The 23,078-nt window shown below is 70.9% G+C and carries 20 protein-coding genes and 1 pseudogene; 9 read left to right on the plus strand and 12 right to left on the minus strand.

The genetic code is table 11. From position 1 onward, the window contains the following. Positions 1-156: 156 nt before the first annotated feature. The 4 genes from OHO27_RS43155 to OHO27_RS18560 form a co-directional block, all read right to left on the minus strand. On the minus strand, positions 157-300 hold the full coding sequence (locus OHO27_RS43155; RefSeq protein ID WP_443059562.1) for a hypothetical protein: 144 nt from the start codon (positions 298-300) through the stop codon (positions 157-159). 32 nt (positions 301-332) lie between these two features. Next, positions 333-2,102, minus strand: coding sequence for a protein kinase domain-containing protein (locus OHO27_RS18550; protein WP_443059563.1), 1,770 nt, complete (start codon positions 2,100-2,102; stop codon positions 333-335). A gap of 89 nt (positions 2,103-2,191) precedes the next feature. Further along, positions 2,192-2,650: a MarR family winged helix-turn-helix transcriptional regulator gene (locus tag OHO27_RS18555; protein ID WP_328425317.1), complete on the minus strand. Its 459-nt coding sequence runs from the start codon at positions 2,648-2,650 to the stop codon at positions 2,192-2,194. Beyond that, on the minus strand, positions 2,647-3,249 hold the full coding sequence (locus tag OHO27_RS18560; protein WP_328425319.1) for a type 1 glutamine amidotransferase family protein: 603 nt from the start codon (positions 3,247-3,249) through the stop codon (positions 2,647-2,649). The genes OHO27_RS18555 and OHO27_RS18560 overlap by 4 nt, the downstream gene beginning before the upstream one ends. A gap of 201 nt (positions 3,250-3,450) precedes the next feature. Here OHO27_RS18560 and OHO27_RS18565 point away from each other — a divergent pair, with 201 nt between their 5' ends. The 3 genes from OHO27_RS18565 (at position 3,451) to OHO27_RS18575 (ending at position 6,925) form a co-directional block, all read left to right on the plus strand. Next, the gene (locus tag OHO27_RS18565) at positions 3,451-4,806 is read left to right on the plus strand and encodes an aspartate aminotransferase family protein (protein ID WP_328425321.1); all 1,356 of its coding nucleotides are present in this window, start codon (positions 3,451-3,453) and stop codon (positions 4,804-4,806) included. Between the two features lie 304 nt (positions 4,807-5,110). Further along, on the plus strand, positions 5,111-5,818 hold the full coding sequence (locus tag OHO27_RS18570) for a GntR family transcriptional regulator (protein WP_328425323.1): 708 nt from the start codon (positions 5,111-5,113) through the stop codon (positions 5,816-5,818). A gap of 456 nt (positions 5,819-6,274) precedes the next feature. Further along, the gene (locus tag OHO27_RS18575) at positions 6,275-6,925 is read left to right on the plus strand and encodes a hypothetical protein (RefSeq protein WP_328425325.1); all 651 of its coding nucleotides are present in this window, start codon (positions 6,275-6,277) and stop codon (positions 6,923-6,925) included. Here OHO27_RS18575 and OHO27_RS18580 read toward each other — a convergent pair. Next, positions 6,918-7,214 carry a hypothetical protein gene (locus tag OHO27_RS18580; protein WP_328425327.1) on the minus strand — a complete coding sequence of 99 codons (297 nt, stop codon included), beginning with the start codon at positions 7,212-7,214 and terminating at the stop codon, positions 6,918-6,920. The genes OHO27_RS18575 and OHO27_RS18580 overlap by 8 nt on opposite strands. Positions 7,215-7,456: 242 nt before the next feature. Between OHO27_RS18580 and OHO27_RS18585 the strand changes: the two genes are divergently transcribed. Further along, entirely contained in the window at positions 7,457-9,037 is a 1,581-nt protein-coding gene (locus OHO27_RS18585; RefSeq protein ID WP_328425329.1) for a tetratricopeptide repeat protein, read from the plus strand. Between the two features lie 42 nt (positions 9,038-9,079). Here OHO27_RS18585 and OHO27_RS18590 read toward each other — a convergent pair whose 3' ends face one another. Then, a complete protein-coding gene (locus tag OHO27_RS18590; RefSeq protein WP_328425331.1) occupies positions 9,080-9,466 on the minus strand; it encodes a hypothetical protein in 387 nt (128 codons plus the stop codon). Between the two features lie 261 nt (positions 9,467-9,727). Here OHO27_RS18590 and OHO27_RS18595 point away from each other — a divergent pair, with 261 nt between their 5' ends. Next, on the plus strand, positions 9,728-13,141 hold the full coding sequence (locus OHO27_RS18595) for an NACHT domain-containing protein (RefSeq protein ID WP_328425333.1): 3,414 nt from the start codon (positions 9,728-9,730) through the stop codon (positions 13,139-13,141). Positions 13,142-13,237: 96 nt separating this feature from the next. On the opposite strand, the gene OHO27_RS18600 is transcribed toward OHO27_RS18595, so the two are convergent. Then, a complete protein-coding gene (locus OHO27_RS18600) occupies positions 13,238-14,521 on the minus strand; it encodes an adenylosuccinate synthase (protein ID WP_328425335.1) in 1,284 nt (427 codons plus the stop codon). Positions 14,522-14,716: 195 nt separating this feature from the next. Between OHO27_RS18600 and OHO27_RS18605 the strand changes: the two genes are divergently transcribed. Both OHO27_RS18605 and OHO27_RS18610 read left to right on the plus strand, forming a co-directional pair. Beyond that, on the plus strand, positions 14,717-15,574 hold the full coding sequence (locus OHO27_RS18605) for a diacylglycerol kinase (RefSeq protein ID WP_328425337.1): 858 nt from the start codon (positions 14,717-14,719) through the stop codon (positions 15,572-15,574). 112 nt (positions 15,575-15,686) lie between these two features. Further along, entirely contained in the window at positions 15,687-15,842 is a 156-nt protein-coding gene (locus OHO27_RS18610; protein ID WP_328425339.1) for a hypothetical protein, read from the plus strand. A gap of 14 nt (positions 15,843-15,856) precedes the next feature. Here the strand turns inward: OHO27_RS18610 and OHO27_RS18615 are convergent, their stop codons facing one another. Then, positions 15,857-16,372 carry a GbsR/MarR family transcriptional regulator gene (locus OHO27_RS18615; protein ID WP_328425341.1) on the minus strand — a complete coding sequence of 172 codons (516 nt, stop codon included), beginning with the start codon at positions 16,370-16,372 and terminating at the stop codon, positions 15,857-15,859. A gap of 73 nt (positions 16,373-16,445) precedes the next feature. Here OHO27_RS18615 and OHO27_RS18620 point away from each other — a divergent pair, with 73 nt between their 5' ends. Beyond that, the gene (locus OHO27_RS18620; protein WP_328425343.1) at positions 16,446-17,366 is read left to right on the plus strand and encodes an ABC transporter ATP-binding protein; all 921 of its coding nucleotides are present in this window, start codon (positions 16,446-16,448) and stop codon (positions 17,364-17,366) included. Continuing rightward, positions 17,363-18,990, plus strand: a pseudogene (locus tag OHO27_RS18625) (ABC transporter permease). The gene OHO27_RS18620 and the pseudogene OHO27_RS18625 overlap by 4 nt, the downstream one beginning before the upstream one ends. Before the next feature lie 9 nt (positions 18,991-18,999). Here OHO27_RS18625 and OHO27_RS18630 read toward each other — a convergent pair. From OHO27_RS18630 to OHO27_RS18645, 4 genes are all read right to left on the minus strand, one after another. After that, entirely contained in the window at positions 19,000-19,593 is a 594-nt protein-coding gene (locus tag OHO27_RS18630) for a Uma2 family endonuclease (RefSeq protein ID WP_328425345.1), read from the minus strand. 88 nt (positions 19,594-19,681) lie between these two features. Then, positions 19,682-20,902: a cytochrome P450 gene (locus tag OHO27_RS18635; RefSeq protein WP_328425347.1), complete on the minus strand. Its 1,221-nt coding sequence runs from the start codon at positions 20,900-20,902 to the stop codon at positions 19,682-19,684. A 47-nt stretch (positions 20,903-20,949) separates the two neighbouring features. Next, positions 20,950-21,615, minus strand: coding sequence for a response regulator transcription factor (locus tag OHO27_RS18640; RefSeq protein WP_328425349.1), 666 nt, complete (start codon positions 21,613-21,615; stop codon positions 20,950-20,952). Continuing rightward, a complete protein-coding gene (locus tag OHO27_RS18645) occupies positions 21,612-22,952 on the minus strand; it encodes a sensor histidine kinase (protein ID WP_328425351.1) in 1,341 nt (446 codons plus the stop codon). The genes OHO27_RS18640 and OHO27_RS18645 overlap by 4 nt, the downstream gene beginning before the upstream one ends. Between the last annotated feature and the right edge of the window lie 126 nt (positions 22,953-23,078).

Raw genomic sequence — 23,078 nt, forward strand, 5'->3', positions numbered from 1 at the left:
GTGCCCCCGCTACTCCCCGGAGTCGGATGGTGGGGTCACCGTACGCGCGCACAGGGGAACATACGACCGACTCCTGGGGCAGTTCGCGGTTTGTTCAACCACCCCACAGGAAAGGGCCGTTCACCGGAATCACGCCACTGCTCGGCGCTGCCCCCGCTAATGCTTCCGGTACGTCAGTTTCTCCCCGCTGCTTGTGTTCACCCGCTCCAGCCTGCCGTCCGGCAGCAGCGTGATCCGGGTGGCCTCGCCCGGCGAACAGGAGGTGGCGGGCTCGCCGGCCGTCACGGTGGAGGGGCCCATCGCCAACGGGCCGTTCCCGACCGGCGCTCGGGTCAGGTCCGCCTCGAACTCGCAGTGGTAGGTGCCGGTTCCGGCGGGACCGTCGGCGACGAGGAGAGAACCGTGTCGCCCACCTCGCCCTGCCGGATGGTCAGCCGACGGGTGTTCGCGCCGCCCGCGTTGTCGATCGAGGCCGTCCAGGTGCCCAGGTACCCGGCCGGGATCACACCGTCCCCCGGCGCCGAGGCAGTCGGGCTCGGGGTGGGGGCGGCGGTCGGGTCGTCGCCCCCGGAGCCGGTCGTGTCGGTCGTGACGGTCGGGGAAACGGTCGGATCACCGCCGGCCCCGTTCCCGTCGCCGCCGTTCATCAGGCCGTACACCGAACCGCCGGCGGCGAGCGCGACGACCAGCGCGATGAGGACGAGGGCCACCGTGGAACGACCGCTCCGGCGGGGCTCCTCGGGTGGGACGCCGGGGATGTACGGCGGGGTGGGCCCGTACGACGGGCCGTGACCGTACGGCGGGTTCGGGCCGTAGGAGGGTGTGGCGCCGTACGAGGGGGCCGAGCCGTAGGGCGAGCGCGGGCCGGGCTCCGGGTAGCCGTACGCCGGCTGCTGCGGGTGTTGCTGCGGAGAGCCGTAGGCCGGGTGGGCCGGGGTACCGCCAGGGGCGGCGGCGTCCCCGAAGGGGCCGCCGGGCGGGGCACCCGGCTCCGGTGGCGGGCCGACCCGGGTCGCGGCCGCGGTCGGGAGCTGGTCCGGCGGCGTCGCCCCGGCGGCCGGGGCGTGCTCGGGCGAGGCCGCGGGGGTCGGCTCCCCGGAGCCACCCCCAGCCGGCCCCGGACGCGCTGGCCCTTCCGAACCTCCGGGCCGCGCGGATCCCTCCGCTCCCCCCGGCCCCACCGGATCCTCCGTGTCCAGCAGCCGCACCGCATGCCGCCCCAGCTGTGCCACCAGCGCGCTCGGCAGCCACGGATCCCGGGACCGCCCTCCGGAGACGGTGTCCTCGGCCCCCGTACGCTCCAGGATCCGGTCCAGCGTCGGCCGGGCGCCGGGGTCCTTGCGCAGGCAGTCCCGCACCAGCTCGGCGATCCCCTCGGGCACCCCCTCCAGGTCGGGTTCCTCCTGGGCGATGCGGAACATCAGGGCGTGGGCGCCGCTGTCGACGGAGCCGAAGGGCAGCCTGCCGGTCGCGGCGTACGAGAGCACCGAGCCCAGGCAGAACACGTCGCACGCCGGCGTGATCCGGTCGCCGCGCACCTGCTCGGGCGCCATGAACCCCGGCGACCCGACGAGCGCGCCGGTGCGGGTGAGCCCGCTCTCGCCGCCCACCGTCTCCAGCGCCCGCGCGATCCCGAAGTCGATGACGCGGGGCCCGTCGATGGTGACCAGCACATTGGACGGTTTCAGATCACGGTGCACTATCCCCGCGGCATGGATGTCCTTGAGCGCATGCGCCAGACCGGCCGTCAGGATCCGCACCGAGCGCTCGGGCAGGGCCCCGTGGTCGCGCCCGACGACCCGCTGCAGGCTGGGCCCGGCGACATACCCGGTGGCGACCCAGGGCACCTCGGCCTCGGTGTCCGCGTCCAGCACCGGCGCGGTCCAGAACCCGCCGACCTGCCGCGCGGCCTGCACCTCCTGCCGGAACCGGGCCCGGAACTCCTCCTGGGCGGCCAGTTCCCGCCGTACGAGTTTCACGGCGACGGTACGGCCGCGGTCGGAGCGGGCGAGATACACGTCCCCCATGCCGCCCGCCCCCAGCCGCGCCAGCAGCCGATAAGCCCCGATCCGCTGCGGATCACCCGACCCCAGCTTCTCCATCGCTCGCCCCCAACCCCACCCACGCAAGCCCCCGCCTACGCGACGGCCCCACGATAGTGCGGCATACCGGGAGGTGAGCGGGGCGGCGTCTACGGTTCGGTAACAGGAGCGTCGATCCCGTCGAGGACCTTCGACAACCGTTCCAGAACCCGTACGGCCTCGGCGAGCTCCGCGTCCCCGAAGGCGTCGGCCAGCCGGTCCGCGAGGACCGCGTGCCCGGGGTCGATCCTGGAGATCGCCGCGCGTCCCTCCTCGGTCGGCGCGAGGAGCTTCGCCCGGCGGTGCGCGGGGTTCGGCCGGTACTCGGCGAGCCCCTTGTCCACCAGCAGATCGGCGATGCGCTGCACGCTCTGCCGGGTGATGCCCATGGCGCGGGCGACGCCGGCGACGGGCAGGGGTTCGCCGAGCACCGCGCCCAACACCTGCCACCAGGCCGCCGTCAGCCCGGCCGGCCGGGCCAGTTCCTCGGCGACCGCGAGGAACTGGCCGTTGAGCTTGAAGACACCGAGCGCGCTGCGGCTCAGCAGATCCTGGCGTTCCCGGCTCACAGAACCCCGGCCTTCTCGAGTACGGCGTACGCCTCGGCGTCGGAGTCGTGGAACAGGCGGTACCAGGCGTCGACGGCCTCGTCGTCGTACACCTTCAGCAGCCGCAGGATCTCCCGGGCGAAGGCGACGGGCTCGGTCGGGCCGGCCGTGACGAGCCCGCCGTCGGTGACGGCGTCGGCCTCGACGTACCGCTCGCCGCCGCCGTAGCCGGTCGCGGCCAGGTAGAAGGAGATCGCGCTGGTGTGGTCCCGGTCGTCGAGCAGCCCCTCGCGCGCCATCCCGGCTGTCGCCCCGCAGATCGCCGCGACCGGCACACCCGCGTCGAGGAACTCCCGCGCCTTGCGGGCGAACGGGGCGAGCTCGTCGCCCGCGTCCCAGAGGTCGGCGCCAGGCAGGATCAGCAGGGCCGCGTCGGACGGCCGTACGTCATCCAGGGCCAGGTCGGGCTGGATGCGCAGGCCGCCGACGCTCGTGACGGGCTCCGGGGTCGGGCCGACGGTACGGATCCCGTATCCGGCGCGGGCGAGCTGGGCGGTGGCGTGGCCCGGCTCCCAGTCGGCCAGGGTGTTGTAGACGGCGAGGTACACGGGCTTGCTCATGGCTCCTCCTGGAGACCTCGAAGATGACAATATTCTGTCATTTGGACAGCTTGCTGTCAATGCAGGCTGCGGCATGGCGTATGGCACGGCGGCCGTGTGGCTTGGGTTGCACGGGGCGTCGACAACCTGTCGCGGAAACCCACCGACCGCAGACAGGACGCCGATATCGCGCCCGAAGGGCCCGCCCGTACGCTCGGGCGCATGACCCCTCAGCCAAATCCCGAGGTCGGCGCCGCCGTGAAGGCCGCGGACCGTGCGCATGTCTTTCACTCCTGGTCCGCTCAGGAACTCATCGACCCGCTCGCCGTCGCCGGTGCGGAGGGGTCGTACTTCTGGGACTACGACGGCAAGCGCTACCTCGACTTCACCAGCGGGCTCGTCTACACGAACATCGGCTACCAGCACCCGAAGGTCGTCGCCGCGATACAGGAGCAGGCCGCACACCTGACCACCTTCGCGCCCGCCTTCGCCGTCGAGGCCCGGTCCGAGGCGGCGCGGCTGATCGCCGAGCGGACGCCGGGCGACCTGGACAAGATCTTCTTCACCAACGGCGGCGCGGACGCCGTGGAGCACGCCGTACGGATGGCCCGGCTGCACACCGGGCGGCCGAAGGTGATGTCTGCGTACCGGTCGTACCACGGCGGTACGCAGCAGGCCGTGAACATCACCGGCGACCCGCGCCGCTGGGCCTCCGACAGCGCCGCGGCCGGTGTGGTGCGCTTCTGGGCGCCCTTCCTCTACCGCTCCCGCTTCTACGCCGAGACCGAGGAGCAGGAGTGCGCTCGGGCGCTGGAGCACCTGGAGACGACGATCGCCTTCGAGGGCCCGTCGACCGTCGCCGCGATCATCCTGGAGACGGTTCCCGGGACGGCCGGGATCATGATTCCGCCGGCCGGCTACCTGGCGGGCGTCCGCGAGATCTGCGACAAGTACGGGATCGTCTTCATCCTGGACGAGGTCATGGCGGGGTTCGGGCGGACCGGTGAGTGGTTCGCGGCGGACCTGTTCGACGTCACCCCCGACCTGATGACCTTCGCCAAGGGCGTGAACTCCGGGTACGTGCCGCTCGGCGGCGTGGCCATCTCCGGGGCCATCGCACAAACCTTCGCGAAGCGGCCGTACCCCGGCGGTCTGACCTACTCCGGGCACCCGCTGGCCTGCGCGGCCGCCGTCGCGACGATCAACGTCATGGCCGAGGAGGGCGTCGTCGAGAACGCCGCCCGGCTGGGCTCCGAGGTGGTCGGACCCGCGCTGCGGGAGCTCGCCGAACGTCATCCTTCCGTCGGCGAGGTCCGCGGCGTCGGCATGTTCTGGGCGCTCGAACTGGTCAGGAACCGCGAGACCCGCGAGCCCCTGGTGCCCTACAACGCGGCGGGGGAGGCCAACGCCCCCATGGCAGCGTTCGGCTCCGCCGCGAAGGCCGGGGGCATCTGGCCGTTCGTGAACATGAACCGCACCCACGTCGTGCCCCCGTGCAACGTGACCGAGGCGGAACTGAAGGAGGGGCTGTCAGCGCTGGACGCTGCGCTGGCTGTGGCGGACGGGTACGTGGAGTAGGCGTCCGGGGGGGGTTGCCCACCCGCCCAGGCATTTCAGCCCGTCTGGGGGTGCCCCCTCTGGGGGAGTTTGAGGACGAGGCCGTTCAGGCCGACAGCGGGGGTCTGGGGGCGGCAGCCCCCAGGGACGATGGGGGTCCCCCCGCTCGAGCGAAGCCGAGAGTGGGGGGAGGACAGGGGCGGCGGGGGCGAAAAAGTCGGCGCCGTCACGGGAATCTCGCCCGGAAGCCGAACGCGTAAGGTGGCGTGCTCGTAGACATACATGCGCACGCCACCTCATCGCGACGACGGGAGACGCCCTCACCATGCCCGGCACCGGCACCGGCGGCAACGGCTCCGTGACCCGCAGCACCCTGCGGCAGCAGCTCGCGGACGCCCTGCGCGACGAGGTACTGTCCGGGCGGCTGCAGGCGGGCCGGGAGTTCACGGTCAAGGAGATCGCCGACCAGTACGGCGTCTCCGCGACCCCGGTCCGCGAGGCACTCGTCGACCTCTCGGCGCAGGGCCTCCTGGAGGCCGACCAGCACCGCGGCTTCCGCGTGCACGAGTACTCCGTCGAGGACTACCGCGGCATCATCGAGGCCCGCGGCCTGGTCACCAACGGCATGTTCCACGTCCTGGCCACCGACCGGCCGGGCCACCGTGACCCGGACGACCCGCGCGTCCTCGCCGCCGCCGTCGGGGTACGCCGCCGCGCCGAGGAGGCCCAGCGCGCCGCCACCGCCGGCGACCTCACCGTGCTCATCGGCTACGACCTGCGCTTCTGGCGCGAACTCGGCGCCCTCTTCGGCAACCCGTACCTCTCCGACTTCCTGCACCGGCTGCGCGTGCAGTCCTGGGTCTGCGCGGTGCAGCATCTGCGCCGCCTCGACGATCTGCGCGGCCACCTGTGGTCCCGGCACACCGAACTGGTCGACGCCCTGATGCACCGCGACCTGCCCACGGCCCAGTCGATCATCGCCGACCACGACGCGAACGCCCTCGCCCTGATAGAGCGACTGGCGGCCGGATGACCCACGAGCGGGAGCTGTCGAAGGCTCCCGACATGCCGGAGACCCCCGACCTGCAGGACCTGCAGCACCCCCAACTCCTGGGCCGGGCACTCGGGCCGGGTCCCGCCGGTCAACGCGTCCTGGCGGGAGCAGGCCCGGATGGATCTGGCGTACTGGCGGGCGAGCGTACTGGTGCTGGCCCGCAGCCGAACGACGGTGCGCTGCGTGAGACCGTGGAGAAGCTGGTGGGCGGTCCGGGAGGTGGGTGGACGGAGTGTGGGTATGGGACCTGCACGAGCGGGGACTTGCATGACAAGCCCCCGGAGGAGCCGACGAAGAGCCCCTGAAGAGCCCCACGAAGACCGGCATGAGGGGGTCCGCCCCGGACCCTCACCGATTACCCTTCCCTGACCACCGTGCTACCCACTGTGCTACGCCTTTGCCACGCCGTGTGACCGCTGTGTGAGGAGCCCTCTTTTGGCCTGTGACCTGTGGCTGGTACCGCTTGTCGACGTGTTGTGCCACACCCCCGACAACCCGTTCGCCGAAGAACTCGCGCAATACAACAAGGTGCTGGCCGAGGCGGGGCTGCCGCCGGTGCCGGTGTACCAGTACATGCCGGGCCTGTCCGGCGACGTCGCCCCGGTCGCCGGCTTCGACTACGACGCCCTGCACTTCCTGCGCCGCGCGTATCTGCTCCAGGTCTGCGGCCTTCCGGTGACCCCGGTCGACGACCTGGGCGGCGACTACGAACAGCTCCTGGAGATGTTCGAGACGACGGCCCAGCAGTCGCACCTGGTCTGGCACTACGACCACGCGGGCGCCTACGTCCCCGTCGACTTCCCGAACCCGCTCGCCAACGACGAGCTCCTGGCGGGCGGCGGCCCCCTGGGTTCCGCCCAGGCGCTCCTGCGCGAGCTGGAGTTCGTGGCCCAGGTCATCGGCATCGACCCGGCCAACCCCCCGGCGCCGCCCCAACCCCCGCTCTCCCCCACGTCCTTGGAGGAGCCGGCGGTCCCCGCCCCCTACGACCCGAGCCCCTTCGCCCGTGAACGGCACGTGTGGCTGGGACTGCACGCGGCGGCGACGCGGAGTCTGGCGCAGGGGTCGATGATCGTCTTCAGCTGAGCTTGAGCTGGGCGAGCCCCTTCCGGACGTCCTCGGCGTTCATCACCGGCGTGTACTCCACCTTGGCCCCCAGCTCGAAGAACAGCGGTTCGGCGATGGCCGGCATCTGGGAGGGCTCCTTCAGATCGAAGAAGAGGAACATCGTGCGCAGCCCGTGCTCGGTGGTGAAGTAGGCGGCCTCCGGCTTGACCTTCTCCATGAGCTCCTGGATCACCTGGGGCATCTTGCCGGCGCGGATCGCGTCGTTCCCCTTCTCCGTGTCCATATTCGCCTTGAGCAGTACGCGCATGACACACCTTCTTCCCGTCGCCGCTGAGCGTTCCAGCCTCACATTATGGGCAGTATGTACGGTTCGCCCTTTCACTGCTCCATCAGGTGACGCCCGGCCTCGAACGGGACGCGCATGACGAGGCGGGCGGCTCGGTGTCGTGCGTTGCCCGCGCGGCTGCTCAACTCCCTGGTTCTCGCGGGAAGTTACTGCATACGCTGGCACTCGGAACACCCAGCGGTTCGCAAGGGACGGGGGATGCCATGGGCGACGAGGTCCGGCCCACGCAAGTGCGCAACGAGATCTGTGACGGGTACTACGGCAATGTCGTCCAGGCGGGCGCCATCGGTGGCGGCGTGCACTTCCACCAGGGCCCCCGCGACGAAACGAGCGACCTGCAGAACCCGGTCATCGTCCGGGTTCGGCGGGAGCCCGGTTCGACCATGGCCGACCTGGTGGTGGACGCCGACCCGCCGAGGCCCATGGCGCCCAGCGGCACGCTCTACATCGTCACTCTCCAGGCCCGGCCCACGACCCGGGCCGGGATTCTGCGGGCGGCCCGGGGCGTCGTGGTGTCCCGTCGGCCTCCCCGGCCGGCCTGTCTCCAGCCCCGGATAGGCCGGGCGATCGTGCCCCGGTACTTCAGGACCGAGCTGGACGCCGACCCGCCGCGACTCGAAGCGCAGGGGGCGGACTTCCCGTTCTCCATCAGCGCCACCGACGTGGAGGAGTTCCACTTCGAGGCCGTCGTGCGCAGCGACGAGGTGTGCTGGCGGATCGAACTCGACTGGGAGTGCGCGGAACACGAGGGAACCGTCGTCATCGACAACAACGGTGAGCCGTTCGAGGCATATCCCGTGGCCGCGCTCTACCTCGAGGGCCACGCTCCGTCCGCGCTCAACTCGGGCTGCGGCTGGATCGGCCACGAGCCCGAGTGCCCGGCGCTTCGCTTCGAATCCGAGCCGGCCCACGCGAGCCGGCCGACTCAGCGGTCCACCGCTTTCGATGACCTCTACCTGGCGGTACTGGACCTGGACGCCGGCATGCGGGTGGCGGATCCCGACGACCCGGCCTCCTGGGACGGCTACCGCACGCTCGCAACCCGGGTGCGGACCCTTCTCGGCCGGCCGGACTTCACCGGCCACGATTCCGCCCGGTTCCGTGACCTCCTCGTACGTGTGGTGCGCTATTTCTACCTGTCGGGCCAGCATCAGGTCGGTGTGACCGTCGCGCGCCCGGCCCACCGCCAGTGGGCCGCCGACCTGGGGGAGGATCACCGGGACACCCTGGCCATGGCCAACAGGCTCGCCGGCTGCGTCTTCGGCTCCGGGAAGCACGAGGAGGCCCGCGTCCTGTGGGAGGACGCTCTCCCCCGGCTCGCCAGGACGCTGGGCGAATCGCACCCCGACACCCGAAACGTCGCCGGCAACCTGGCCGCGAGCCTCAATGCGCTCGGCGAGTACGAACAGGCTCGGGACCTGATAAAGGTCTCGCTGCGGATGAACAGGCAGGCGCTCGGCGACGACGACCCCGTCACTCTGCGCGCGGCCGGCCAGCTCGCGATCAGTCTGTACCGGGCCCGGGAATTCGAGGAGGCCCGGGTGCTTCAGGAGGACACGCTCGGGCGCTATCGGCGCACCTTGGGCAAGGACCATCCCGAAACCCTGCAAGAGGCCGCCAACCTCGCCTTCACCCTCGACGAACTGGGAGAGCACGAGGCAGCGAAGGCCCTGGACGAGGACATCTGGCAGCGTCGGCGGCGGGTGCTCGGCGAGAACCACCCGAAGACCCTGGCGTCAAAAGCGCGTTACCGTCGCGAAAGGCCCGCCGATCAGGAACGGTGACCCGGCCTCGCGCCGCGGGCGCCGGTTCCCCGCCTGAACGGGTCACCCGTTCCCGAAATGGACCGACCCGTGGATGTCCCGCGTCTGAACGAGATTGCCGTGCACCGTGCCGTCGGACCTGTTGTTCACATCACCCGAGCCGGTCGATGTGGGCTTGAGTGTTTCGGCCTGACCGCGCCACACGTCGAGCGCGGCGGCGAAGTCGGGATCCTGACGGGCGCGCAGGGCCAGCACTTCGGCCAGTTCATGGGCACGCTGCTGGCTGTTCGTGGCCTGCGCGAGGGCCGTCAGCTCCGCCTCACCGCCCGGCTCTGCGTCCGACGACCGGCGGGCGACCAGCTCTCGTAGCCTTGTCCAGATCTGCTGCCCCGCCGCACTCGCGGCGCCCCCCGCAACGGCCATGAGCAGCTCAGGCGTGACCGGGTCCACGGGCACCCTCCGATGTCGTCCCTCAGTGGCGTTCGGTGTGGCTCGAGCGTAGAGCACCACGGACGCCTCTGCCCTCGAACTCCCGTATCCCAAAGGCTGGTTGGGATGTCACATCCCACCGCGTCCGCGGCCTCGTGCGCCCCCCGGCCGTGTATCTTGCCGACAACCCGACAAGAGCCGTCGCGCGAGGGGCACATGGCGCACGAGGGACCCGACCGGACCCGGACACCGGTTCCGCCGGGAAGCACGACGAACATCAACTTGGGCGACGCAGTCAACCTGGTGCAGGCCGGTTCCATCAAGGGCAACGTCGTCTTCGCCGGAGGCAGCGGCACACCGTGGCCGGCCTTCGCCTGGCTGACCGCCTCGGTGGTGCTGTCGGCCGCGGTGGGGGTCCTCGCCTGGCTGGCACTGGGCCGTGTCTCGTCAGCGGAACCGGCGGGCCCGACCACCTGGGCGCTGACCTGCGTCGGGCTCGGCTGCCTGGGTGGTACAGCCTGGGGACTGCGCAGGTGTACGGCGGCGTGGCGGGCGTACCGCAGTCTCGGCATGCGCCACCGGCTGCTCGTCGCCGCGGACCATCTGGCACACGCGACCGCGGCAGCCTGGGAGCGGGAAGAGGAGGCGCTTCGCCTGTACGACCCGAAGGCCCTGCCGGTGCGTTGGCGGACCGCCACCGGGCACCATGACCAGTGGGCGACCATCCGTGGCAGCGACGCGGAGGTGCCACCGCTCGATCTTGACGGGCACTTCGCGGACATCCTGACGGTCTTCTGCAAGGTCCCCTCGGGCCGCCTGGTGGTTCTGGGCGGGCCGGGGTCGGGGAAGTCCGTCCTCGCCGTGCGCTTCCTGCTCGACCACCTCACGGACCGCCGCGAACGCCACCCGACCGGCCCGGTCGCCGTACTGCTGTCCCTGTCTTCCTGGGACCCGTCAGGGCCGAACTTCAGCGAATGGGCAGCGAGCCGGATCGCCCGCGACTACCCCGAGCTCACCGACATGGGCGGTACCGGTTCATCGGCGGCGGCCGAACTGCTGGAGAACGGAAGGCTGCTGCTGGTCCTGGACGGATTCGACGAAGTGGCCCCGCAGGCCCGCCCGCAGGTCCTGGAAGCGCTGAACGCCATGCGGGGCCGCAGTCGCGGGAAGGTGCTGCTGACCAGCCGTCGTGCCGAGTACGAGGCAGCCGTCGAGGAAGCAGGCGCCCTGCGCGCCGCCGCGGTGATCGAGCTGGAACGGCTCGGTACCGAGGACCTGCGGCACTTCCTGCCGCTGACCGTCGGCGCACACGGCCGCAGGGGGTCCGGTGGTTCGGACCACCAGGACAGCCACGACGGCCACGACGGTCTCGACGGTCTCGACGGCCCGGCCGATCACGACGCATCGGGCGCCTCCAAGTGGCAGCCCGTCCTCGACGCGCTGCCCGGCAGCGGGCCGCGCCCCGGCGACGACGGCGAAGCGCCGTCGGCCCACGCCGCCATGCTCCGCGACGTGCTGTCCACCCCGCTGATGGTCGCCCTCGCCCGCAGCGCCTACAGCGACACCTCCGCCTCCCCCGACGAACTGCTCAAGTCCGGGCGGTTCCCCCACCGCGAAGACGTCGAGGACCATCTGCTCGACCAGTTCGTGACAGCCGTCTACCGCACGCCGCCGAGCACCTACGCCACCCCCACCGGCCGCTGGTCTGCCGATGAGGCCAGGGGCTGGCTCTCGTCGCTGGCCCGACGGCTGCAACGGCTCGGGCTGCGCGAGATCGTCTGGTGGCGGCTGAGCCCCGGCGTCCCCGAGGCCTGTCGACTGGCACTGGAGACGGCCGCCCTCGCGCTCACGCTCGGTGTCATGACGTGGTTGGTGTTCGGCCAGCCGCAGCGGCCGGCGCAGCCACCTCCGCCGTCGGCACTGGTCGTTCAGGCGGTCGCCTGTCTGATCGCCCTGCTGACCCGGCGGCCCGGCGGTACGGAGACCGGGATCGAACCGCGCCGCCTGGTGATTCGCGGACGGCTGCGGGCCTTCGTCACACAGGCGTCGATCGCGGCCGCGGTCATCCTGCCAATCGGACTGTCGACGCAGGTCAACGCGGTGATACTGGCCGTGCTTCCCCTCCTGTTCGGCACGCGCACGTTCGTCGACCCCGCCGTCGACATCTCCCGCGCGGGCAGCCCGCAGGAGCTGCTGCGGGCCGACCGTAGGACGGTGGCGGTACTCGCCCCCGTGTACGCCCTTCGCAGCGAGGGCCCGGGCGCGGTCCGCTCCTGGCTGCTGGCCTTCGCGGCGCTCGGCCCGCTGCTCGTCACGGCCGCCTGGCACCGCACCGGTGGCCGTGACGTCGTGGGACCGTTCATCTGGACAGCCTGCGGGGCGGGTTCGTTCATAGCGCTGGCCCTGCTCGGCGTCGCCGGATCGGCATGGTGGGGCTTCACCGCCACCCGCGTCGCGCTGGCGCTCACCGGCCGCCTCCCCTGGGGGTTCGCCGCCTTCCTGGAGGATGCCCACCGCCGCGGCGTACTGCGGCAGGCGGGCGGGGTCTACGAGTTCCGCCACGCCCGGCTGCAGGACCGGCTCGCCGGTGGCACCGCCCCGAAGCCGGCACCGCCGCGCCGCGCGCTGCTGCCTCCTCCGGGAGCCAACCTGACGGCCATGCCGCTGGTCATGGTCGCCCTGCTCACCGTGAGCTTCACGCCGGGCGCACCTGGGCCGCACGACTTCGGGGGCGTGTACTGCCCGATCCTCGCCGACCTTCCGAGCGGGTATCACGCCTCCCTGGACGACGGCACAGCAGCGCCGACAGACGACGGGGCCGCCGACGGCTCCGCCGGGCCGGACGGGGCCGAGGACTGGCAGAGGCTCAGCTGCCAGTGGACCGGACAGACGGACACCGACTCCGCTCCGCCCCTTGCGGGCAGCTCTCTGACACCGATGCCGGACACGAGTTATGTGGGCACGTACAGCCTTGCGTTACTCATCACCGTCGTCCCGCCCAAGACCTCCCGCAGCGCTGTCGACGTGGCCTCATGGGCGTTCGACGAGCTCGGCGACAACTACGGCACACAGCGCGTTCCCGGCTTGGGCGACGAGGCGCTGATCAACGGTACTCAGGGCGGGATGTCCGAACTCCTCGTCCGCACCGGGAACATCGTGATCCAGACGATCGTGACGGAGATGCGCAGCTCCTGTTACTCGACGGTCGGGAACATCGCCGTCACCCAGACCGCGCAGACCCTGCGGGAGCTCGGCGTCAAGAAGGGCATCTCACCACCCGGCTACGGGGCCGATCCCTGGTGCGACACCAGCGGCGGAACGACGCAGGACGAGGAGACCACCGAGACACCCGGACCCTCGCCATCGCCCACTCCGGAGGAGACGGAGGAGGAGACGGAACCTCCCGCACCGACGGAGCTGAGGATCGAATCCGACGGCGTGGAGAAGAGCCATCGGTGTCACGGCGGACAAGTGGAGATCTGGGCCGACGACGTGGAGCTCACCCTTGTAGGTTCCTGCGACAGCGTGTACATCCACGGCGACAGCAACGGGCTGTGGATACAGAAGACGGAGTTCCTGGGCATCGACGGCTCCGCCAACAGCGTCTACTGCCACGAGGCCCCGGACGACACGTGGGACTACCTCGCACTTCAGGGCAAGTACAGCTACAACATGGCTCTCGGGTGCAGTCGCTGACTCCCGGATCGCCACCCTGAACACGTTCGCGCCCCCTCGGTCAGGCGTCACGGCCGGACCGAGAGGGCGTGCGAGTCGAAGAGCCGCAGCTCGGCTCTACAGGAACGAGTTGATCTCGATCGTCTCGTCCCGGCCCGGACCCACGCCGATCGCGGAGATCGGGGCGCCGGACATCTCCTCCAGCGCCTTGACGTAGGCCTGGGCGTTCTTCGGGAGGTCCGAGAACGACTTGGCCTTCGAGATGTCCTCGGACCAGCCGGGCAGCATCTCGTAGACCGGCTTGGCGTGGTGGAAGTCGGTCTGGGAGTACGGGAGCTCCTCGACGCGCTTGCCGTCGATCTCGTACGCCACGCAGACCGGGATCTGCTCCCAGCCGGTCAGGACGTCCAGCTTGGTGAGGAAGAAGTCGGTCAGACCGTTCACGCGGGTCGCGTACCGGGCGATGACCGCGTCGAACCAACCGCAGCGGCGGTCGCGGCCGGTCGTCACGCCCCGCTCGCCACCGATGCGGCGCAGCGCCTCGCCGTCCTCGTCGAAGAGCTCGGTCGGGAACGGGCCGGCGCCGACACGGGTCGTGTACGCCTTCAGGATGCCGATCACGCGGCTGATCTTCGTCGGACCGACGCCCGCGCCCGTGCAGGCACCGCCGGCCGTCGGGTTCGACGAGGTGACGAAGGGGTACGTGCCGTGGTCGATGTCCAGGAGGGTGCCCTGGCCGCCCTCGAAGAGGACCACCTTGTCGTCCTCCAGGGCCTGGTTGAGGACCAGGACCGTGTCGGCGACGAACGGCCTGATCTTCTCGGCGTAGCCCAGCAGCTCCTCGACGACCTGCTCGACGGCGATCGCGCGCCGGTTGTAGAGCTTGGTGAGGACCTGGTTCTTGACGTCGAGGGCCGCCTCGACCTTCTGCATCAGGATCGACTCGTCGTACAGGTCCTGGACGCGGATGCCGACGCGGTTGATCTTGTCGGCGTAGGTCGGGCCGATGCCGCGCCCGGTCGTGCCGATCTTCCGCTTGCCGAGGAAGCGTTCCGTCACCTTGTCCACCGTCACGTTGTACGGCGTGATGATGTGCGCGTTTCCGCTGATGAGGAGCTTGGACGTGTCGACGCCACGCTCGTTCAGACCGCTCAGCTCGGAGAGCAGGACCGACGGGTCGACGACGACGCCGTTTCCGATGACCGGGGTGCACCCCGGGGACAGGATTCCGGAAGGGAGCAGGTGAAGGGCGTACTTCTGATCACCCACGACTACCGTGTGGCCGGCGTTGTTGCCGCCTTGGTAGCGCACCACATAGTCGACGGAGCCGCCTAGCAGGTCCGTCGCCTTTCCCTTGCCTTCGTCACCCCACTGAGCACCGAGCAGCACAAGTGCGGGCACGCGCGTACACCCCTTCCGGGCGGGGCATGTCCAAGGTCAGGGGTGTACGCGGAGGTCTCCCACCGTGTACACCTCGACCGGACGCGACCGTCGTTGGCCGCGAACCGTCGGACCGGATGCCCCGGAATAGACGAAGCCCCTGGCGCAATAGCGCAAGGGGCTCTTGCACAAAGATGCTACCCGAGGAAGCGAGGCATGGCCGAGGTGGCGACTTTCGCGACGTCCGATCAGCTGCTGGTGGTGATCGATCCGGTTGCTCGGAGTACGGACGGGGAGTCCGTCAGGATCGCGAAAGACGTGCTCAGCGCGGGTGCGGCGACGAAGGTCTGCCTGCCGGACGATGCCGACGAATTCGCCAGGGCGCTGGCCAGACGGGGGTCGCGGCGGCCCGTGGTCGTGGGCGACGACCGGGCGCTGATGCGTGCGGTGACGGTGCTGCACCGGCAGCGGGAGCTGGCCGAATGTGTGCTGTCGGTGGTGCCGGTCGGCGGTGCGCTGGCCCTGGCCGGATCCCTCGGGGTGCCCATCGGGGCGGTGGCGGCGGCCCGGGCGGCGCTGGACGGCGTGGAGCGGCGGCTGGACCTGCTCGTGGACGACAGCGACGGGGTGGTGCTGGGCGCGCTGCGGATCCCGCCGATACGGGACCCCGCCGCGCCGGCCGGGGCCACCGCGGTGGGGTCGATTGCTGGGCGCCCCTGGCTGCGGACGTGTCAGTCGCTCGTACGGACCCTGGTGCCGGCCCGTGGCACCGCCCCTGCCGCGTCCGGGCCGTCGCGGCTGCGGGTCGAGGTCGACGGGACGACGCTGGTGGACCTCGACCAGCCGGTCGAGGCGGTGTCGGTGGCGCCGGGGCTCGCCGGGGTGGCCGAGGTGGAGGTGCGCCCCGCTTCGGTCGGCGCGGAGGCCACACCGCTGCGGGCCGAGGGCCGGACGGTGACCGTCTCGGGCGCCCACTTCCGCTACCGGGCCGACACGGCGGTCTCCGGACCGGTACGCAGACGGACGTGGACCGTGGGCGAGGGCGGGCTGCGGCTGATGCTGCCGGGGCGGTGAGCGGTAAATCCCGGGCGCCCGCGGGGCAGGTCCGGTTACGCTGGCCGGCCGTCGATCATGGGGGCGCGTTGAGCCGGCCTGCAAGATCGACCCGCTTGAGTTCGAGGCGTTCGTGAACACCCCGCTGCGCCGGCACGACAGCAGGTCGCACCATGTGATCGAGGCGCTCTCGCGGGCGGACGTGCAGTTGCCGATGCCCGATCAGCGGACCTGGTGGGCCACCCTGCGCGAGTCGGCCGGCGCCCTGTCCCGCCGTATGCTGGTCTGAACCGCTTCCAGGGGTCAGCCCTGGCCGAAGGTCTTCTCCCGGTGGGCTCGCCAGCGCTCCATCATGGCCGCGACCTCGGTGTCCACGAACTCGAAGAAGGCGAGCGTCTCGGCCAGCCGGCGTCCGGCCGGGGTGTCGCCGCCGAGGCTGGTGACGCCCTCGCGCAGGGCGACCTCCCACCGCTTGAGCACGGCCTCGCGGTTGGTCAGGGCCTCGTACCACTGGTCGCCGTGCACCCGGTAGCGCTCCCGGCGCGAGCCGGGTTCCCGCTCGCGCGTCACCATGTGCGTCTGGGACAGGTAGCGCACCGCCCCGGAGACCGCGGCGGGGCTGATGCGCAGCTGTTCGCTCAGCTCGGCGGAGGTCAGCACGCCTTTGTCGGAGGAGAGCAGCGCGGCGAAGACGCGGGCGGCCATGCGCTGCATCCCGGCCTCGACGAGCTGCGCCGCGAAGGACTCCACGAACTTCGACACGGACTCCGCGTCCCGCCCTGCCCCTGCGCCGACTGATGCGCCGACTGATTCCGTCATCCACCCATCCTATCGACGGTTTCTACGCTTCCTTAACTTCACAAATTTCTGAAAGAAGCGTACGTTCTGAAGCATGACGAAGGCAATCACCGTCTCCGGACTGCACAAGTCGTTCGGCAAGACCCATGCGCTCGACGGCCTCGACCTGGACGTCGAGACCGGCGAGGTCCACGGCTTCCTCGGCCCCAACGGCGCCGGCAAGTCCACCACCATCCGCGTCCTGCTCGGCCTGCTGCGCGCCGACTCGGGCGGTGCACAGGTACTCGGCCGCGACCCGTGGGCGGACGCGGTGGAGGTGCACGGCCGGATCGCGTACGTGCCGGGTGATGTGACGCTGTGGCGGAACTTGTCCGGCGGTGAGGTCATCGACCTGTACGGCCGGCTGCGCGGCGGCCTCGACAAGCGGCGCCGGGCCGAGCTGATCGAGCGGTTCGAGCTGGACCCGACGAAGAAGGGCCGCACGTACTCCAAGGGCAACCGCCAGAAGGTCGCCCTCGTCGCCGCGTTCGCCTCCGACGTCGACCTGCTCATCCTCGACGAGCCGACGTCCGGCCTGGACCCGCTGATGGAGGAGGTCTTCCAGCGCTGCGTCGAGGAGGAGCGCGAGCGCGGCCGTACGATCCTGCTCTCCTCGCATATCCTCAGCGAGGTCGAGGAACTCTGCGACCGGGTCAGCATCATCCGCAAGGGCCGTACGGTCGAGAGCGGCTCCCTCGCCGACCTGCGCCATCTGACGCGGACCAGCGTCACGGCCGAACTGGCCGGTCCGCCCAACGGGTTGGCGCACCTTCCGGGCGTCCACGACCTCGCCATGCAGTCAATCGAGAGGGGTCAGGGCCACCGCGTGCGCCTCCAGGTCGACACCGACAAGCTCGACGCCGTCCTCAGGTCGCTCAGCGAGTCCGGCGTACGGTCCCTGACCTCGACCCCGCCGACGCTGGAGGAACTGTTCCTGCGGCACTACCAGGCCGACGTCAGCGAGGTGACCCGATGACCGCGGCGACCACGACCACGACGACCGGGGACCTCGCCGTACGAACCGGCGGCGGCACCCGCCAACTCGCCGGCACGGGCACGCTGTTGCGCTTCGCCCTGCGCCGCGACCGGGTGATGATCCCGGTCTGGGTGGCGGTGAACGCGCTGATGATCCTCTCCATGCCGAACACCCTGGAGAACCTGTACGCCACCCCGGCCGACCGGGCCGACCTGGTGCAGGACACCGCGACCAACGCCTCCTTCCGCGCCCTGATCGGCCCGGTCTTCGGCGACTCCATCGGCGCCCTGACGGCCTGGCGGGTCGGCGTGTACGCGGGCGCCCTCGCGGCCGTACTGAGCATGCTCCTCGTCGTACGGCACACCCGGGACGAGGAGGAGAGCGGCCGCCAGGAGCTGGTGGCGTCCGGGATGGTGGGCCGGCGGGCCTCCCTGACCGCGGCGCTGCTCACGGCGGCGGTCGCGAACGCCGTACTGGCAGTGCTGGTGGCCGCCGGCCTCGCGGGCCAGGGCGCTTCCGGCGCGCTGGCGTTCGGTCTCGGCCTCGCCGGGGTCGGCATGGTCTTCGCCACGCTCGCGGCGATCGTCGCCCAGTTCACGGAGAGCGCCCGGCTGGCGCGGGGGCTGACGGCGGGGCTGGTGGGCGCCGCGTTCGTGCTGCGCGCGGCGGGCGACTCGTCGTCGGACGACGGTTCGTCGGCGCTGACGTGGGTGTCACCGCTGGGCTGGCTGGAGAACCTGCGGCCGTTCGCGAACGAGCGCTGGTGGGTCCTGCTGCTGTTCGCGGGGGCGGCTGTCGTCCAGGGCGTGGTGGCGTACGAACTCGCCGGGCGCCGGGACGTCGGCATGAGCTTTCTGCCCGCCCGGCCCGGGCCTGCCGACGGCCGCCTCGGCACGGCGGGCGCACTCGCCTGGCGCCTCCAGCGCGGCAGCGTGCTCGGCTGGAGCATCGGCTTCTTCCTCGCCGGGGTCGTCTACGGGGGCTCACCGACGGGGTGGCCGACCTGGTCGGCGACAACGACAACGCCCGCGAGATCTTCCAGCGGATGGGCGGCCAGTCCGGCATCACCGACGCCTTCCTCGCCTCGATGGTCGGCATGCTGGGCCTGATCGCCGCCCTGTACGTGGTGGCCTCCGTCCTGCGGCTGCACGGCGAGGAGACGTCGATGCGGGCGGAACCCATCCTGGCGAACGCGGTGGGCCGCCTGCGCTGGGCCGCCGGCCACCTCGTGATCGCCTTCGCCGGCGCGGCCCTGATCATGCTCCTGGCCGGCCTGGGCTTCGCCGTCGGCTACGGCAAACAGCTCGGCCCGATCCTGGGCGCCTGCCTGGTCCAACTCCCCGCGGTCTGGGTCGTCGGCGGCCTGGCGGTCCTCCTGTACGGCGTGCTCCCGCGAGCGGCGATGGCGGCGTGGGGCGTGGCCGGTGCGATCCTGCTGATCGGCTGGGTCGGCCCCGCGCTGGACATCCCGCAGACGGTGCTCGACCTGTCCCCGTTCGGCCACCTGCCGAAGCTGCCGGGCGGGGGGATGGAATGGGGGCCGGTGCTGACCCTCACCGGCCTCGCGGTGGTGCTGGTGGCCGGAGGGCTGGCGGGGTTGCGGCGCCGGGACATGACGACGTGACGGGACGCCTCAGTCGACGTACTGCTTGAGCTTCTCGGTGTCGAGTTCGATACCGACCGGGTCGGGAAGAGTGACCTTGCCGCCGAGCTTGACCACATGGATGTCCCGGTAGCCGTCCTCCAGGTCCGGATCGCTGTGGACGAGGATGGACAAGTTGTCCCGGTCGATCAGCAGATAGAGCGGGATGCCTGCCTCGGCGTACGCCCGAGGCTTCTCGACCCGGTCCCGGTTGTGCGTATCCGAGTCGTACGACGTGATTTCGACGGCCATCAGCACGCCCTGGGGGTCGGCCCAGTCTCCCTGACCCGCGAAGTGATCAACTGGGGCGAGCACCCCGTCAGGTCGGGCCCGTCCCTGGCGGTACGCCTCCACCTTGAGACCCTGCAATGGATTGAGGTCGAGCTCGGGCCTGGCACGCATGCATTGCCGGATCAGCCACATAGTGATCGCGCCGTGGTTGCCGTTTGTCACCTTCTTGAGCCCGATCCGTCCGTCGATGAACTCGAACCTGACGGTTTCGTCCTCCCGCTCGGCGAACTCGGCAATCCGCTCGAACATGTCCACCGACAATTGAGACGACGCACGCTCTGCCATAACCGTCATGGTGCCTCCCTTCGTAGGCAGGCACCAGCTTGACGAGCCGCCGACGGCCCTCGATCGGGATTCGCTCAGCGATCATCCGAACGAGTGATCACCCCACCTCGACGCGCAACCCCTCCAGCCCCCGGATCACAAAGTTCGGCTTCCGCTCCGGCTCCGCAGCCAGACGCAGGGTCGGTGCCTGTTCCAGCAGTGCCGTCATCGACGCCGCCAGTTCGATGCGGGCCAGCGGTGCGCCGATGCAGTAGTGAATGCCGGCGCTGAAGGAGATGTGCGGGTTCTCCTTGCGGGTGAGGTCCAGCCCGGCGGGGTTCTCGAAGACCGCCGCGTCGTGGTTGGCGGAGCCGAACAGCATGGCGATCTCCGCGCCGCGCGGGATCGTCGTGCCGTCGATCTCGATCTCGTCCAGGACCCAGCGCTCGAAGAGCTGCAGCGGGGTGTCGTAGCGCATCAGCTCCTCGATCGCCGAGGGGATCAGGGAGTGGTCGGCGCGCAGGGCCGCCAGCTGGTCGGGGTTGCGGAACAGCGCCCACCAGCCGTTGACCGTGGAGTTCACCGTGGCTTCGTGACCGGCGTTCAGCAGGAGGACCGCCGTCGAGATCATCTCCTGCTCGGTGAGGCGGTCGCCCTCGTCATACGCCGCGATCAGGCCCGAGATCAGGTCGTCGCCCGGCTCCTTGCGGCGGGCCGCGATCAGCTCCAGGAGGTACTCCGAGAACTCGGCCGACGCCCGGACCGCCTTGGCCGCCGTCTCCTCGGACGGGTTCAGCTCGTACATCCCGCAGATGTCCGCCGACCAGGGCCGCAGCTGCGCCCGGTCCGACTCGGGAATCCCCAGCATCTCGGCGATCACCGCGACCGGCAGGGGCTCCGCGACATCCGTCAGCAGATCACCGCCACCCGCCTCGACCAGCCCCGAGACCAGCTCGCCCGCCAGCCCCTGCACATACGGCTTCAGCTGCTCCACCGTGCGCGGTGTGAACGCCTTCGACACCAGCCGGCGGATCCGGGTGTGGTCCGGCGGCTCCAGATCGAGCATCCCGTGGTCGTTCAGGACATGGAACGGCTCGTGCTCCGGCGGCGGCGCCGTCCGCCCGAAGTCCTCGTGCGTGAAACGGTGCTGGTACGTCCGCCCCAGGCGACGGTCGCGCAGCAGCGCCGAGACGTCCGCGTGGTGCGGGACCAGCCACTGCTTCGTGGGCTCGAACCAGTGCACCCGGCCCCGGGCCCGCAGCTCTGCATAGGCGGGATACGGGTCGGCGAGGAACGCCGGGTCCCACGGGTCGAACGCGAGGGCGGAAGGAGCTGCCATGCCCGGACGTTAGCCCCACCTCCCCCTCCCTGACCAGGGGTGTCCGCTCAGCCCGGCGTGACCAGCCGCGCCTCGTACGCGAACACCGCCGCCTGCGTACGGTCCCGCAGGCCCAGCTTCACCAGGATCCGGCTCACATGGGTCTTGATCGTCGACTCGGCGACCACCAACCGCTCCGCTATCTCCGAGTTCGACAGGCCCTGCGCGATCAGCACCAGCACCTCCGTCTCCCGCTCGGTCAGATCCCCGTACGCCGCGTGCGCGGACGACATCAGACGCGGGGAGTCGGACAGCTTGGAGAACTCGGTGATCAGCCGCCGGGTGATGGAGGGGGCGAGCAGGGCCTCGCCGGCCGCCACCACCCGTACTCCGTCAGCGAGTTGGCGTGCCGAGGCGTCCTTGAGCAGGAAGCCCGAGGCTCCCGCGCGCAGTGCCTGGTACACGTACTCGTCGAGGTCGAAGGTGGTCAGCACCAGCACCTTCGCCGCGCCGTCGGCCGCGACGATCTCCCGGGTCGCCTCGATGCCGTTCAGCTCCGGCATGCGGATGTCCATCAGCACGACGTCCGGGGCGAGTTCGCGGACCCGGTCCACCGCTTCCCGTCCGTTGACCGCCTCGCCGACGACCTCGATGTCCGGCATCGCGTTCAGCAGGACCGAGAAGCCCTCGCGCACCATCATCTGGTCGTCCGCGATCAGCACGCGGATGGTCATGAGCCGTCCTCTGTCGTCATGGCGACCGGCAGGAACACGGCCACCTCGTAGCCGCCGTCCTCCGTCCGGTCCGCCGTCATCTCACCGTTCAGCATGGTGACGCGCTCCCGCATCCCGGTGATGCCGTGCCCGGCACCCGGCGAGGGCTTCACGAGGGCCGGCGCGGGCGGCGGCCCGTTGACTATGCGCAGGCCGATACCACCGAGAACGTACCCGACCTCCACCCGGGCGCTCGCGCCGGGCGCGTGCCGCAGGCTGTTGCTCAGGGCCTCCTGCACGATCCGGTACGCCGACAGCTCCACACCGGGCGGCAGCTCGCGGACCGCGCCGATCACCGTCTTGTCCACGCTCAGTCCCGCGTCCCGCACGTTGGCCAGCAGCGCGTCGAGGTCGGCGAGGGTGGGCTGCGGGGCGTCCGGGGCCTCGTAGTCCTCGGCGCGGACGACGCCCAGGACGCGGCGCAGTTCGGTGAGGGCCGCCACCGCGTTCTCCCGGATGGTGGCGAAGGCCCGCTCCAGCTCCGGCGGCGGGTTCTCCACCCGGTAAGGGGCGGCCTCCGCCTGGATGGCGACGACCGACATGTGGTGGGCCACCACGTCGTGCAGCTCCCGGGCGATGTTCGTGCGCTCCTCCAGCAGGGTGCGCCTGGAGCGCTCCTGAGCCGTCACGGTCTGCTGGGCTGTGACCTCCTGCCGGGCCTCCTTGCGGGTGTGCCAGACGGCGACGACGAGCAGCATCAGTGCGGAGATGATCAGCATGGGGCCGGAGTTGGTGCCGTAGTAGCCCGGCGACCCGAACAACACGTCAGCCGCGAAGGCGTAGGCCGCGGTGACGGCCCACATGTACGCGGCCGTGCGGGGCCTGGTGCGTATGGCCACGACCGTCAGCACGGTCAGATGGCAGAGGAAGGTCGCGGGCAGCCATGGCCAGCCGTCCCACGAGCTGCCGAAGACCTGGCTGACCGGGGTGGCCGCCATCGACAGCCAGAACGCTCCGACCGGCCGGACCATGGTCAGGAGGATCGGGAGCAGGGCGAGCGGGCCGAGCAGCAGCGCCCCCCTGTCGTTGTCGGCGGCGGACATGAGGAGCGTGAGCAGGCCGATCCCGGCGATCATGGCGTGCGGTGTCCAGGCCGCGTACTCGCGCAGGCGGCCGGGCAGTCGCCGGGTCACGGGGCCGTCGACCTTCATCCGGGCCAGCGGGCGGTAGGCGAAGGCATCGTGGAACAGATCCTGGCGCAGCCCCTGAAGGGCGTTCGCAGCCAGCCGGAATTCGGGGCTGCGCGTCTTGGCCCCGTCTCCGGGTGGCGGGGTCGGCATCTGAGTCGTCTCGGTCACGTACAGCACGGTAGGCGCAGGGCCGTGTCGCGGTCGTCCCCAGTGAGAGGGGTTCCTGCAGGTCCATCTCAGGTACTACGGGTATCGCTGCTGGTCGAGGCCGGGTGCGGGTGGCCGGTGGGCCGC

It is taken from the genome of Streptomyces sp. NBC_00443, assembly GCF_036014175.1.
GTDB lineage: Bacteria > Actinomycetota > Actinomycetes > Streptomycetales > Streptomycetaceae > Streptomyces.